Origin of the sequence: Micromonospora sp. NPDC049359, from assembly GCF_044466585.1 — a bacterium.
GTDB lineage: Bacteria > Actinomycetota > Actinomycetes > Mycobacteriales > Micromonosporaceae > Micromonospora.
In genome coordinates, this window is sequence record NZ_JBITMW010000013.1 from 87960 (window position 1) to 101263 (window position 13304).

A 13304-nucleotide genomic window follows, 5' to 3' on the forward strand; every position below is an offset into this window, starting at 1 on the left:
CATCGGCGTGTCGAGGCAACAACTTCATGATCGACGCAGAAAGGACCGGGTTAGTTGTACAGGAGGATTCCGGTTAGGAGGACTCCGTGGGCCAGGTTGAGGATGCCGTCGCCACCGGGGTAGCCGACCCGCGCCAGGCCGCCGGAGGCCGTTCGGCCGAACAGGTACGGGGCCAGGCTGTACGGGACGTCGGCCGTGACCGTCTCGCCGGTCTCGATCTGCACGAAGTCCATCGGCACCCGGTCGGCCGGCAGGTACTGCTGCAGGATCGCCCCGCCCCGGTCGACGGCCGCCCGCAGACCCTCGACCCAGTCCGACGGGCTCAGCTCGGGGCCGATCAGCACGCCGTGCCCAGCCGAGCCGTCCGCCGGCTTCGCCACCAGCGAGGCCTGCTCGGCGATCGCCCGGTCGAGCACCGCGACGGTCAACGGCACCGTGTACGGCACGTGCCGGCGGATCAGCGTCCGGTCGTCGGCGGGCAGGGTGTCGACGTCCTCCCACAGCCAGGCGAAGGTGGTCTTGTTGCCGAGCAGCCAGGCCGCCGACGACACGTACATCGGCAGGGTGCCGGCGGCGAGGGCGCCGGCCACCGCGTCCAGACCGGCGGTCGGGGTGACCCGGTTGGGCACGAACAGCCGGAACAGCGCGTCGACCGGCGCGCCGTCCACGACCAGGCGGTCGTCGGCGTCCAGGGTGGCGCTGGACAGGGGCGCGATGACCAGGTCGAGGCCGAAGTCCCGGGCCCGGACGGCGAGCGGGCTGAGGATCCGGATGAACGTCTCCGGATCGTCCAGGCCCGGGTAGTCGGCGTCGAAGTCCATCAACAGGGCCAGCCGGGCGCCCTCGGGCAGGTCGAGTTCGTCGCGGATCGCCACGAACCGCTGGTCCAGCAGGGACGGCGCGGCCCGGAGCGGCAGGCCGTCGAGGAGCCCGTGCTCGGTGTAGAGCTGCGCGAACCGTTGGATGACGGTGTCTGCGTCGAACCCTCCCCCGAGGCTGCTGTCGATGTTGTACTCCACGAACTTCGGCACGCCGTCGGTGAAGATCACATCCGGCCGGTACGCGGCCAGCAGCGCCTCGGTCAGCGGCTCCGACTCGTCCAGCAGGCGGGTCTCCCCCGCCGGAACGCCGAGCAACCGGCGCAGCTCGCCGGCGGTGTCCACCCGGCGGCGGCAGGCTTCCAGGATCAGTTGGGCCAGCCGGTCGCAGACGTCGTTCAGCTCCCGCCAGGTGTCGGCGGCCAGCACCGGGGGGCGGGCCAGCCGCCACTGCTTGTTGTAGGTGGCCCGGCCGTGAAAGACGCGCTCCCAGGCGGCTGCGCCGGTGGCCACCATGGCCCGGCGGGCCGGCTCGGGCAGGTCCGTCCACGCTCCGTCAGCCGACGGCCAGGGATAGTTCGGGTCGATCATGAGCCGTCCTTCATGGTCAGGTGGATGGCGGTGGCGAGCTGCTCCCGACCGGGCTGCACGGCCCGGTCCAGGGCGGGGGCGAACGGCAGCACCGCGCCGTCGGGTCGGGTCACCCGGCGCGGTGGGGCGAGCAGCCGTACCCGCTCGACGACCGAGGCGATGACCTCGGCGGCGAAGCCGCAGGAGCGGTTGGCGTCGTCGATGACGACGAGGCGGCCGGTACGCGTCACCGACTCACAGACGCCGTCGATGTCGAACGGATAGAGGGTGCGCGGGTCGAAGACCTCCACCGACACCTCGTCGGCCAGCTCGTCGGCGACGGCGAGCGCGTCGTGCACGAGGTGCCCGACCGCGACCACGGTGACGTCGTCGCCGGGTCGGTGCACCCGGCCCCGCCCCAGCGGCACCGGTTCCAGCTCGGCGACATCGTCCCGGACGTCCATCGCGCCGGCCGGCGCGAACACGACCACCGGGTCGTCGTGCCGGATCGCGGTGACCAACAGGCCGTACGCGTCGGCCGGGGTGGACGGTACGACGGTGACCACGCCGACGTGGGCGAAGAGGCTGTACGGGTGGTCGGAGTGCTGCCCGGCCCAGCCGGTGCGCGACCCGGAACCGGGCACCAGGTAGGTGACCGGCACCGCGCACTGCCCGCCGGTCATCAGCGGGAACTTGTGCGCGTGGTTGACGATCTGCTCGAAGACGAGGAACAGCAGCGACGGGATCTGGAACTCGATCACCGGCCGGAGCCCGGCCAGCGCCGCCCCGGTGGCGAAGCTGGTGAACGCCTGCTCGGACAGCGGTGTGTCGCGGACCCGGTCGGTCCCGAACCGCTTGGCGAGCCCGGTCGTCACCAGCGACGCGCCGACCTGGACGTCCTCGCCGAGCAGGAACACCGTCTCGTCGCGGGCCAGCTCGTCGGCGAGGGCCCGGGTCAACGCCCGCCGGTACGACAGTCGGGGCACCTCAACCACCTCCGGTGCGGACGGTCAGGCCGCTGGCGTACAGGTACGCGAGCGCGTCGGCCGGCTCGGGGTGCGCGCTGGCCAGGGCGAACCGCACCGCCTCGTCGAGGGTCGCCTCGACCTCGGCGTCCACGGCTGCCCGGTCGCCGTCGGTGAGCCGGGCGCCCTGGATGTCCACCGGGTCCCGGGACCGACCCCGGGTCACCTCGTCGGGCGGCCGGTAGTCGAGGCGTACCGCGTGTTCGAAGGTGTGGTGGACGTCGAAGCGGTAGGTACGGGCCTCGATCAGCTCCGGGCCGCCGCCGGCGCGCATCCGCGCGACGGCGGCGGACGCGGCGGTGCGTACCGTCTCGGGGTCCTGGCCGTCGACCTGGACGGCCGGGATGCCGAAGGCGGCGGCGCGGCCGGCGATGCTGCCGGCGACCGCGCCGCCGACCGGCATGGTGGTGGCGTAGCCGTTGTTCTCGCAGACGAACAGCACGGGCACCCGCCAGAGCGCGGCCAGGTTGAACGCCTCCAGCAGCATCCCCTCGTTGACCGCGCCGTCGCCGAAGAAGCTCACGCCGACGGTGTCCCGGCCCTGCCGTCGGCGGGCCCAGACCGCGCCGGTGATGATCGCCCCGGACGCGCCGACGATCGCGTTCGCGCCGAGCACGCCGATGCGCAGGTCGGCGGCGTGCATCGAGCCGCCCCGGCCGGCGTTGAGGCCGGTGACCCGGCCGCACAGCTCGGCGAGCATCCGCGCCGGGTCCGCGCCCCGGGCCAGCACGTGCCCGTGCCCGCGGTGGGTGCCGGCGAGCACGTCGTCGACGCCCAGCGCGGCGCAGACGCCGGCGGCGATCCCCTCCTGACCGAGGTACGGGTGGATGCCGCCGGCGATCTGCCCGCCGTGGACCAGCTCCACCGCCCGCTCCTCGAACCGGCGGATCAGCCGGACCGTGCGGTAGAGCCGGACCGGATCGGCGTCGCTCACGCCAGGCCCTTGATGGCGGCGAGGATGTCGTCCCAGAGCCGGGCGCGGGCGGCGAGGGCGGTGTTGACCGTGTCGGCGCACTCCTGCCACCTGGCGTCGTCGTCGCCGCACAGGTCGGCGAGCATCTGCATGGCCATCGGCGTGTGCTGCTCGCCGTCGACCTCGATGTGCCGTTCCAGGTAGTCGACGAACGTGTGCAGCCGGTTGCTGCGTTCGTTGACGGTGACGACCTGGGTGAACATGTCGGGGATCAGGTCCTCGCGGCCGAACGCGAACGCCGCCGCCTGGCAGTGCACCGGGGTCGACTCGATGATCTGCCAGGTGGTCGCGGCGAACCGGGCGGACGCCGCCGGCGCCCCCGCCTCGGCGAGCGCGTCGGTCACCGGCCGGCCCGCGCGCAGCAGGTCGACGAGGGCGTTCACGGCGGTGGTGTCCGCGCCGGCCTCGGCCATGCCCCGCACGTACAGCTCGAAGTGGCTGAGGTAGCCCTCGCCCAGTTCGTCGCTCTCCTCGACCATGACGATGTCGTTGATGAGCCGGCGACTGCCGGTCGGGCCGGTGGGGATCCACGGCACGCTCACACAGGTCAGCTGCCGCTGCAACGACTTCAACAGGGACATGAAGTCCCAGACCGCGAAGACGTGGTGCTCCATGAAGGTGACCAGCGCCTGGTGGGTGTCCAGGTTGGCGTAGAGCGGGTGCTTGACCACGGCGTCGCGGCGCTCGGTCACCGCCGCCTCCAGCCGCTCGATGCCCGGGTGCGTCCTACCCCAGTCGTACCGTGACATTGTCAACCTCCCTGCTGGGCGCGGTCGCGCCAGATGACCGGGCAGTAGTCGGGGTCCGCGTAGTCCGGCCGCCCCTCGTGGGTGCGGCGGACCAGCACGTCGTGGTTGTACGCGGCGAGCGTGCCGTCCGAGAGGGGATACTCCCGCCAGGCGTTGTCGCCGTCCTGCAGGTGCAGCGAGACCGCCTGTCGGGGACGACCGCTGACGTTGGGGCCGCTGCCGTGGTAGGTGCGGCAGTGGTGGAAGCTCACGTGTCCCCTCGGGATCACCATGGGGATCTTGCGGATCTCCGCGCCGTTGTGCGCGGCGTTCTCGGCCAGCATCTCCTCGAGCTGGCTCCGTTCCCGGTCGGCGAAGTGCCGCACCACGGTGTCGTCGACGCCGATCTCCTTCCACAGGTGCGAGCCGTCGACCATCGTGATGGTGCCCATCTCCTCCCCGCAGTCGTGCAGGGGGATGAACGCGGTGAGCATCTTCTCCGACGACGAGGACGCCCAGTAGTGCTTGTCGAAGTGCCAGGGCACGATGTTGCTGGGCTCGCCCTCGATCGGTGGTTTGAGGATCAGGGTGGACTGGAAGACACGGATCTCGTCGGCCTGGGCCAGGCGGGCGGCCACCGCGCCGAGCAGCGGCTTGCGCAGGATCGCGCCGAGCCCGTCGTGTTCGTGGTGGACGTAGTCGTTGTGCCGCTGTACCGGCCCGTTCGACGGCTCCCAGTAGGCGAGCTTCGGTGGGCGTACCGGCAGCCGGCGATCCCGCTCGCCGTCGTAGTAGCGCCGCGCGGCGGCGGCGAGCGCCTCCACCTCGTCATCGGTGAAGATCTTCTTGGACAGGTACCAGCCGTGCTCGGCGTAGTGCCGCACGTCCTCGTCGGAGGGCAGCAGCGCCTGCTCCGCGGCGGTCAGCGCGCTCACGCCCCCACCCCCTGCGCGGCCAGTTCCCGCTCCTTGGCCTCGTAGAGCGCCTTGATGTTGCCGCTGCCGAAGCCGCTCGCGCCCCGCCGCTCGATCAGCTCCAGGAACAGCGTGCGGCGCACGTGCATCGACTCGGCGAAGATCTGCAACAACTGTCCACCGTGGTCGGAGTCGACCAGGACCCCCAGCTCACGCAGGCGGTCCAGCGGAGCGTCAACCCGACCCACTCGTGCCTGGAGGGTGTCGTAGTAGGCGCCGGGGGTGCCGGCGAAGCGAACCCCCCGCCGTCCGAGGGACTCCACGGCCGCCACGATGTCGTCGGTGCGCAGCCCCAGGTGCTGCACGCCCCCACCGGCATGCTGGTCGAGGAAGGCGTCGATCTGCCCAGGCCGGCGGGTACGGTCCGGCTCCAGCAGGACCACGGTGACGCGGCCCGATGGGCTCTGCACCACCTTCGAGTTCATCCCCTGGCCGGCGACCTCGACGTGCTCCTCGAAGATCTGCGCGAAGCCGAACAGCTCCTCGAAGTGCCGGACCGTCCCGTCGAGTTCCCCGGGCGGCACGCACACCGCCAGGTGGTCGACCTCGGCGAGGACCGCCTCGGCGTCGTCCGGCCCCGGCGGCGTCGGCGTGATCACCCCGGGCAGGAACTCGCTTCGACTCCCCCGACGCTGCACCAGGCGGTGCCGCACGTCGGCGAAGCCCTGCACCTCGGCGGTCACCACCTCGGCGTCCGCGCCGGTGCGGGTGGTCGGTGGCGTCACGCCCGTCGCACCCCGGGCCAGCAGCTCGGCGTACGCGCCCACGACGTCGTCGACCTCGACGGCGACGACCGCGATGCCGTCGCCGTGCCGGTGCACGTACCGGGCCGCCGGATGGTCGACGCTCAGCCCCGAGGTGAGCAGCAGTCGGATGTCGCCGTGGCAGAGCAGCAGCGAGCGCTGCCCGGTCAGCCCGGTCTCCGGGCCGCCCTGCCCGCAGAGCTGGAAACCGACGGCGGTGCTGAACCAGAACGCCGCCTGTCGGGCGTCGCCTACGTAGAGTTCGATGTGGTCGATACCACGGATGTCCATGTCGTCACGTGCCCTTCCCCATGCTTCGCCCGTGTTGCCGTCCGGACGCCCCCAGCCCGGGATGCGCGTCGCTCACCTCCTCGGCTCGGCGACCCGCGCGAGCACCAGGCTCACGTTCTGGCCGCCGAACCCGAACGAGTTGGTCAGCGCGTACTCCGCGTCGGACCGGCGGGGCGTCCCCCGGATGTGGTCACCCGGGCAGGCCGGGTCCAGGTCGTCGAGGTGGTACGTCGGCGGCAGCAACCCCCGACCGAGCGCCAGCGCGGTCGCCGCCGTCTCCAACACCCCGGACGCGCCGAGCAGGTGACCGGTGAGCGCCTTGGTGGAGCTGACCGGCACGCCACCGTCGCCGAACACGTCCGCGAGGGCCGTGGTCTCCGCGATGTCGCCGAGCTTCGTGCCGGTGCCGTGCGCGTTGACGTAGCCGACCGCCGCCGCCGGCACTCCCGAGCTGCGCAGCGCGCCCCGGATGCACGCCGCCGCGCCCGCGCCGTCCGGACGCGGGGCGGTCGGGTGGTACGCGTCGGTGGTCGCGCCGTAACCGGCCACCTCGGCGTACCCCCGGGCGCCGCGCGCGGCGGCGTGCTCGGCACGTTCGAGGACCAGCAGCGCCGCCCCCTCGGCCAGCACGAACCCGCTGCGGGAGGTGTCGAACGGCCGGCTCGCCCGGGTCGGGTCGCCGCCGGCGCGGGCCAGTGCCCGCGCGTTGCCGAACGTGTCGGTGAAGGTCGGGAAGAGCGGCGCCTCACTGGCCCCGCAGACCACCACGTCGGCCTCCCCGCACCGGATCAGCCGGACCGCGTCGGCGACCGCCTGGGCCCCCGAGGCGCAGGCCGTGCCGACCGACGAGCTGTAACCCCGGATGCCGTACGCGATGGCGATCCGCGCCGCCGGCATGTTCGGCAGGATGCCGGTGAGCAGGTACGGGCTGACCGCCGACCGTCCCCGCGCCGCACGGGCCAGCACCTGCGACTCCAGGGTGGCCAGCCCGCCGACACCGCCGACGATCACGCCGATCCGGGAGGGGTCGACGTCGCGGCCCACCTCGATGCCGGCGTCCGCGAGCGCGTCGGCGGCGGTGAGCAGCGCCAGGACCACGGTCCGGTCCAACACCCGGCTCTCCGGGCCGGGCAGGACGCTGCGCGGGTCGATGTCGGGCAGCAGACCGGCGACGTCCAGCGAACCCGACGCCGGATGGCCCTCGGGTGGGCGGGCCAGCCCGGACCGCCCGGTCGTCAACGCCTCGAAGGTCTCCTCGACGCCCCGCCCGACCGGAGAGAACAGGCCCATCCCGGTGATCAGCGCGCTCACGCCGGCGCTCCGCTTCGCTCCGCGCCGGCGCGAGACTCCGAGCGGCTGAGCTGCTTGGTTCGCTCGCTCCGCTCGCTCACGCCGGCGCTCCGACCCGCCCGCTCACGACGCGGCCTCGGTGAGGTAACGCTCCCGCAGGGCCACCTTGCGGACCTTGCCGGTCACGGTCACCGGAATGTCGTCGGAGCGTACCGGCACGACCCGGCGCAGCGTGGCGCCGACGTCCGCGCCGAGGGCGGCGCGCACCCGTTCGGTGCGGTCCTCGGCCTCGTCGGCGCCGGCGGCCAACTCCAGCAGCACGTCGGTCACCACCCGCCCGCCCTCGGCGACGATCACCACCGTGCAGTCGGTGACGTCCGGGCAGGTGGCGAGGATCCGCTCCTCCGACAGCGCGGTGAAGAACCGCCGCCCGTCCCCGGCGTCGACCGAGTCGACCGCGCGGTCCAGGTGGTAGTACCGGCCCTCGGCGTCGGCGCGGACCAGGTCGCCCGTGAGGTACCAGCCACGCTGGCGGAACCGGTAGGTGGTGGCCGAGTCGTTCCAGTAGCCCCGGAACAGCGACGGCGAGTCGACACCCAGGAAACCCACCTCGCCGACCGGCACCGGCTCGCCGTCGGCGTCCAGCACCGCGACCCTGGTGAACTGGTACGGCCGGCCGATGCAGCGGCCGTACCGGTCGGTGTCGGCGCGGTGGGTGATGTGGAACATCGAGTGCCCCATCTCGCTGGAGCCCAGCCCGTCGATGAACAGCGAGCCGGGCACCCGCGCCACCCCGTCGCGGGTGACGGTGTCGTGCCAACCGACTGCGACGAGGCGGCGGATGTGCGGCTCGTGCGAGCAGTCGCCGGTGTTGAACCACAGCCGCACCGAGTCCAGGTCGTACCCGGACAGGTCGAACCGGGCCAGCTCGGCCCAGGTGACCGAGAAACCGAACACCCCGTCGGGACGCCAGCGTTGGATCGCGTCGAGGACCCGCTCGCCGCCCTGCTCGGAGAGCAGGAACATCTGGGCGCGGTTACCCAACGCCTGGTTGACCATCAGCACGGTCGCGGTGTGCGGTGCGGGAAGGGCGTTGAGGATCCGGCTGGTGCCCTGCGCCTGCGGCATGCTCAGCAGGTGCCGGGTGGCCGCGAAGAGGCTGGCGTGGGAGTGCAGCACCGCCTTGGGCACCCCGGTCGTCCCGGAGGTGTGGGTGATCACGATCGGGTCGTCCGGGTGGTGCCGGTAGTGCGGCGGGGCCTTCGCCGGGTCGCCGGTGCCGGCCCGCGCGGGCGTGCCCAGCACCGGTACGCCCAGCTCGTGCCCGGCCAGCAACGCGGTGTGCGCGTCGTCGGCGAGCACCCCGACACCACGCAGCCGACGGATGTACTCGGCGGCGATCTCCGGGCGGAGCTTGCCGTTCATCAGCGCCGGGATCGCGCCGAGCCGGGCCAGCGCCAGGAAGCTGAGCACCATATCGGCGGCGGCGGTGGCCCAGACGGCAACCGGGTCGCGGGGGCGTACCCCCTGCTCGTGCAGCCACGCGGCGCGGGCGGCGACCCGCTCGTCGAGCTGACCCAACGTGAGCGGCGTCTCGGCCGGATGCCCGTCGACGGCGGTGTCGAAGGTCAGCGCCGGCCCGTCCGGGTCGGCGCCGTGCGCCAGCACGCGGGCCAGCATGTTGCCCGCGCCCAGCTCGGTGTCGGCGGCCAACCGGCCGCGCAGTCCCGGTGTCCTCATGGTCGTGCTCCTCCCCCCAGCAGCACCGCGACCGCCTCGGTGGACAGGTCGGGCGTCTGTTCGATCAGGATCAGCAACACCTCGTCGGCGTCGCCGTCGTCGTGCAGTAGTGCCGCCTGCGCGGTGCCCTCGGCGTACGGGTCGCCGGTGGGGCTGAGGCAGACCACCGGGCCGCGCAGTCCCCAGCGGGCCGCGAGGTGCCCGGCGACGCTGTTGGGCACGGACTGGTAGAAGAACAGCGGCCCGATCCGTCCGCCGGCCTCGACCGTCACGCGGACGTGATCGGCGCTGGCCCGGTCACCGCTGGCGCTGACCAGCACGATCGCGGTGCGTACCCCCTCCGGCACCGGCTGGTCCCCGTACCGCCGCCGCAGGCACCGCTCGCCGACCGCCACGACCGTGGGCGCGAACGCCGAGTGCACGAACCCCGGCACCCCCGGCACGACCCCGTCCCCCGGCTCGGGCCAGCGCGCCCGCGCGAGCTCCCGCACTCCCACCTCCCGCGATCTTGCGGTTTCTGTTGTGGATTCGCGTTCTTCGCCGGATTCGTCGGCGCAGAAAGTGCACGATCGCGGGGAGGTGGGGGTGGTCATGGCGCGCCGACCAGGAGCGCGGTGTTGGCGCCGCCGAACGCGGAGTTGAGGGTCAGGGCGTGGGTCACCGGCGCACGGCGCGACGCCGCCGTGATGACGTTGACCGGACACGCCTCGTCGGGGCCCCGCCAGCCGGCGTTGACCGGCAACTCGCCGGCCCGCAGCGCCATCGCCGTGACCACCAGTTCGAGCAGCCCGGACGCCTCCAACGCGTGCCCGTGCAACCCCTTCGTCGAGCTGACCGGCACCTCGTTGGCGTACCCGTCGAGGGCCCGCCGCAGCGCCGCGGCCTCGGCGGCGTCGCTCTGGGCGGTGCCGGTGGCGTTGGCGTTGACGTACCCGATCGCCCGCGGCGGCAGCCCGGCCCGGCGCAGCGCGGCGCTGGCCGCGCGGGCCAGCCCGGCGCCGGTCGGGTCCGGCTGGCACGGGTGGTACGCGTCCCCGGCGCGTCCCCAGCCCGCGACGGTCGCCACCGGCTCCGCGCCCCGCCGCGCCTCGGCGCGGGACTCGACCACCACGGCGGCCACGCCGTCACCGAGCAGCAGCCCACGGCGGCCAGCGCTGAACGGGCGGACCGCGCCGTCGTCGGCGAGGGCGCGGCCGGCGTCGAAGAGCGCGAACTGGTCCGGCTCGACGAGATAACCGGCGGCCACCACCACCCGGTCCAGATCACCCCGGCTGATCAGGGTGGCGGCGTCGGCGACCGCCGTACTCGCCGACACGCACGCGCTGGTGTAGACCCGGGTGTGAGCGGACAGCCCACACCGGGCGGCGAGCTGGCCGGCGAGCGCGGACGGGACCGGCTCCACGCCGGGGGCCGGGCCGCCGTGCACGGCGAGCAGCAGCGCACACCCGGCACGCCGGGCGCGGTCCAGGCCGGCCGTCCGGCAGGCCGCGTCGATCGCGTCGGCCAGCTCGTCGGCGAGGGTTCCGACCTCGGGCAGGGTGGCCGCCACGGTGACCCGGCGTGCGCTCGTGTCGAAGCGACGGATCGGTCCGAAGGCCGGCGTGGCGGCGAGCTGCGCCTCGGCGCCCCGCCCGAGGGCGCTGACCGCGTGCACACCGGTGAGCTGGACGACGGGCGGCTCAGCCATCTGCGGGAGCGGCCAACGACGCCCGCAGGACCGCCAGGGCGTCGTCGACGGTACGGATGCCGGCCAGGTCGTCGTCGGTGAGGTCGAGCTGACGCTGGTAGCGCTGCTCGACGAGGTGCACGAGCCAGGCCAGCTCCATCGAGCCGACCCGGTCCGGGACCTCGTCGGCCGGTTTCGCGGTGAGTTCGGCGAGCATGGTCAGCAGGTCAGCTCGCCCCAGGTCGGGCTGACCGGTCATCAGGCGGCGTCGCGCTTCGCCTCGGCGACGCGGTCGGCGACCATCGTGGTGAACTCGCCGACCGTCATCAGCGCGAGCTTCTCCGATTCGTCGTCGGCGAACGTCAGGCCGAACTGGTCCTCGACGCGGACGGCCAGATCGGACAGGGCCAGCGATTCCAGGTCGACGCCGGACGGGCCGAGCGTGGTGTCGTCGTCGAGCCCCTCGACGTCGTAGTTCATGTCGACGAGCTGCTCGACGACGAAGGCGCGGACCTCGGCTCTCATGGATACCCTCTCTGCGTAAGCCAGGTGACGGTGTCCGATCGGGACACCGCGTTGGTCTGGGTCGGTGGGGACACCGGCGGTCGGCCGGATCCCGCCGTACGGTCGCCGCGCGCGGGTGTCGGCGCGCTTGGCGGCGCGGGTGTCGGCGTCGAGGTGGCGCAGCGGGCCGGTCACGACGTCACCGCCGAGCGCAGCGCGTCCGTCGAGCGGACCAGCTTGCCGGTGGTGGTACGGGGCAACGCGTCGAGCAGGCGCAACACCCGGGGTCGCTTGTAGCCGGCCAGCCGTTCGGCGAGGAGCTTGTCCAGGACCTCCTCGGACAGCGGGCCGTCGGGCTGGACGTAGGCGGTGATGCCGTCGTCCCACACCACCACGGCGGCGGCCACGCCGGGCAGCTGGGCGACGGTCGCCTCCACCTCGGTGAGGTCGACCTTCATCCCGCCCACCGAGACCTGCGAGTCGAGGCGGCCGCGCACGGTGACCAGGCCGGTGTCGGCGTCGACGGTGCCGGCGTCGCGGGTGTGCAGCCAGCCGTCGGCCCAGCGGGTGGGGTCGCTCAGCCCGACGTACGGCGATGCCGGGCAGGACACCCACAGCTCACCGCCGGACTCGCGGACCTCGATGCCGGGCGCGGGGGCGATCGACGGGCGGTGCGCGCCGTGCAGGTCGGTGCCGATGACCCCGACCTCGGTCATCCCGTACATGTTGCCCAGCGGCACCCCGTACCGGTCGGTGAACGCCCGCGCCACCGCGGCCGGGACCAGTTCGCCGCCGGTGGTCATCCGCCGGAACTGCGGCAGCGGACCGGTCGGCCGGCTGGAGGCGAGCAGACCGATGTGGAACGGCACGCCCAGCACCGTGGCCGGCGTGGCCTGGGCGGCGATGGCGGCCAGCACCGCGTCGCCGCTGAGCCGCTGCGGCGGCACCAGCTCCACACCGGCGTGCAGACCGTAGAGCAGGCCGCCGACCAGGCCGAGCACGTGCACCATGGAGGGCAGCAGGATGATCCGCTCGCCGGGCAGCGCCACCCCGTCGATACGGGTGTAGCGGCGCACCTCGGCGACCAGGTCGGCGGCCGTACGGCCGATCACCTTGGACGGGCCGGTCGAGCCGGAGCTGAGCTGGATCACGGCGTGGCCGCTGACCGCTGGGCCGTCCGCGTACCGGGTGACGCTCTCGGTGACGTCGACGAACACCTTCAACGCGCCCCCGCCGGTCCGCAGCGGGGCGACGACCACCTGCGGGGTGAGCCGGGCAAGCGCCCGGTCCACCTCGTGGTCGGTGAGCCGGTGGTCGAGCAGGATGGCCTGCGCTCCCGCCCGCCAGGCGGCGAGCAGGTTGACGACGTACGCCAGCGACGGCGGCAACCGCAGCGCGGCGGCGCCACCGGGACGCAGTCCGGCAGCGGTCAGCCGGTCCTGCGCGGCGGTCACCAACCGGTGCAGGGTGGCCCGGTCGATCGGTTCCGGCAGGCGGAGACAAACATCGGTTGGACGGCCGGCGAACAGGACTTCATCCACCCAGCCGGGGTCATCTACCGTAAGGTTTTCGGCGACATGATTCATTGCCCCCACCATTCGACCCGCAGCGCAAAGTAGGGCATAGGAGCCAATTTCTGGCATCTTTCGAGGTGCTGCCGGAACCCTACGACAGCCACGTTGAGCATCGCTAGATGCAAATGGCTAGATCAATTTGAGCGCCCGGACCGATTGCCGCATACCGCCGCCCACCACTCGTTCCCACCTGCCGACCATGATCGACTCGACTTCCTGGAAGTCGGGCTGTCCCCCGGGACCGGACACCGCAGTCTCCGGGATGCCGAGTCGATCAGGGATGGGTGAGGCCGATTCGGCCCCCGACTGCGCACGTTCGCTCGGCAACTCGACCAACGGGCCGCAGCCTTGTCCCTCATTCCGGACACTTCCCGCGCCAGCCCGATCTGATACTGGGAGATTGACCAG

13 protein-coding genes are annotated in these 13304 nt (G+C 73.0%); all 13 read right to left on the minus strand.

Translation table 11 applies throughout. From position 1 onward, the window contains the following. Positions 1-50: 50 nt before the first annotated feature. Complete coding sequence (locus ACIBTX_RS26460) at positions 51-1409, minus strand: hypothetical protein (RefSeq protein WP_357119057.1); 1359 nt, start codon at positions 1407-1409, stop codon at positions 51-53. Continuing rightward, positions 1406-2374 (minus strand): transketolase C-terminal domain-containing protein, encoded by a 969-nt coding sequence (locus ACIBTX_RS26465; protein WP_357170394.1) that lies wholly within the window; start codon positions 2372-2374, stop codon positions 1406-1408. The genes ACIBTX_RS26460 and ACIBTX_RS26465 overlap by 4 nt, the downstream gene beginning before the upstream one ends. Before the next feature lies 1 nt (position 2375). Continuing rightward, the gene (locus ACIBTX_RS26470; protein ID WP_357394234.1) at positions 2376-3347 is read right to left on the minus strand and encodes a thiamine pyrophosphate-dependent dehydrogenase E1 component subunit alpha; all 972 of its coding nucleotides are present in this window, start codon (positions 3345-3347) and stop codon (positions 2376-2378) included. Next, entirely contained in the window at positions 3344-4135 is a 792-nt protein-coding gene (locus tag ACIBTX_RS26475; RefSeq protein WP_357119066.1) for a DUF3050 domain-containing protein, read from the minus strand. The genes ACIBTX_RS26470 and ACIBTX_RS26475 overlap by 4 nt, the downstream gene beginning before the upstream one ends. A gap of 2 nt (positions 4136-4137) precedes the next feature. Next, positions 4138-5049 (minus strand): phytanoyl-CoA dioxygenase family protein, encoded by a 912-nt coding sequence (locus ACIBTX_RS26480; protein WP_357394232.1) that lies wholly within the window; start codon positions 5047-5049, stop codon positions 4138-4140. Further along, a complete protein-coding gene (gene hppD / locus ACIBTX_RS26485; protein ID WP_357119072.1) occupies positions 5046-6122 on the minus strand; it encodes a 4-hydroxyphenylpyruvate dioxygenase in 1077 nt (358 codons plus the stop codon). The genes ACIBTX_RS26480 and hppD overlap by 4 nt, the downstream gene beginning before the upstream one ends. Before the next feature lie 72 nt (positions 6123-6194). After that, positions 6195-7433: a beta-ketoacyl-[acyl-carrier-protein] synthase family protein gene (locus tag ACIBTX_RS26490; RefSeq protein WP_357394229.1), complete on the minus strand. Its 1239-nt coding sequence runs from the start codon at positions 7431-7433 to the stop codon at positions 6195-6197. Positions 7434-7535: 102 nt separating this feature from the next. Continuing rightward, entirely contained in the window at positions 7536-9152 is a 1617-nt protein-coding gene (locus ACIBTX_RS26495) for a class I adenylate-forming enzyme family protein (RefSeq protein ID WP_357394227.1), read from the minus strand. Beyond that, on the minus strand, positions 9149-9649 hold the full coding sequence (locus ACIBTX_RS26500) for a beta-ketoacyl synthase chain length factor (RefSeq protein ID WP_396833133.1): 501 nt from the start codon (positions 9647-9649) through the stop codon (positions 9149-9151). Before ACIBTX_RS26500 ends, ACIBTX_RS26495 begins: the two co-directional genes overlap by 4 nt. A 92-nt stretch (positions 9650-9741) precedes the next feature. Continuing rightward, positions 9742-10839 carry a beta-ketoacyl synthase N-terminal-like domain-containing protein gene (locus ACIBTX_RS26505; RefSeq protein WP_357394224.1) on the minus strand — a complete coding sequence of 366 codons (1098 nt, stop codon included), beginning with the start codon at positions 10837-10839 and terminating at the stop codon, positions 9742-9744. Beyond that, positions 10832-11077: an acyl carrier protein gene (locus tag ACIBTX_RS26510; protein WP_357119087.1), complete on the minus strand. Its 246-nt coding sequence runs from the start codon at positions 11075-11077 to the stop codon at positions 10832-10834. Before ACIBTX_RS26510 ends, ACIBTX_RS26505 begins: the two co-directional genes overlap by 8 nt. Further along, positions 11077-11343, minus strand: coding sequence for an acyl carrier protein (locus ACIBTX_RS26515; RefSeq protein ID WP_357119090.1), 267 nt, complete (start codon positions 11341-11343; stop codon positions 11077-11079). Before ACIBTX_RS26515 ends, ACIBTX_RS26510 begins: the two co-directional genes overlap by 1 nt. A gap of 170 nt (positions 11344-11513) precedes the next feature. After that, positions 11514-12908, minus strand: a complete 1395-nt coding sequence (locus ACIBTX_RS26520) for a class I adenylate-forming enzyme family protein (RefSeq protein ID WP_357394222.1) — start codon at positions 12906-12908, stop codon at positions 11514-11516. Positions 12909-13304: the final 396 nt, after the last annotated feature.

Bases quoted from the DNA above. Each gene is read 5' to 3' on its own strand.
- ACIBTX_RS26460 (WP_357119057.1), bottom strand. From the start codon at position 1,409: ATGATCGACCCGAACTATCCCTGGCCGTCGGCTGACGGAGCGTGGACG.
- ACIBTX_RS26475 (WP_357119066.1), bottom strand. From the start codon at position 4,135: ATGTCACGGTACGACTGGGGTAGGACGCACCCGGGCATCGAGCGGCTG.
- hppD (WP_357119072.1), bottom strand. From the start codon at position 6,122: ATGGACATCCGTGGTATCGACCACATCGAACTCTACGTAGGCGACGCC.
- ACIBTX_RS26495 (WP_357394227.1), bottom strand. From the start codon at position 9,152: ATGAGGACACCGGGACTGCGCGGCCGGTTGGCCGCCGACACCGAGCTG.
- ACIBTX_RS26505 (WP_357394224.1), bottom strand. From the start codon at position 10,839: ATGGCTGAGCCGCCCGTCGTCCAGCTCACCGGTGTGCACGCGGTCAGC.
- ACIBTX_RS26510 (WP_357119087.1), bottom strand. From the start codon at position 11,077: ATGACCGGTCAGCCCGACCTGGGGCGAGCTGACCTGCTGACCATGCTC.
- ACIBTX_RS26515 (WP_357119090.1), bottom strand. From the start codon at position 11,343: ATGAGAGCCGAGGTCCGCGCCTTCGTCGTCGAGCAGCTCGTCGACATG.
- ACIBTX_RS26520 (WP_357394222.1), bottom strand. From the start codon at position 12,908: ATGAATCATGTCGCCGAAAACCTTACGGTAGATGACCCCGGCTGGGTG.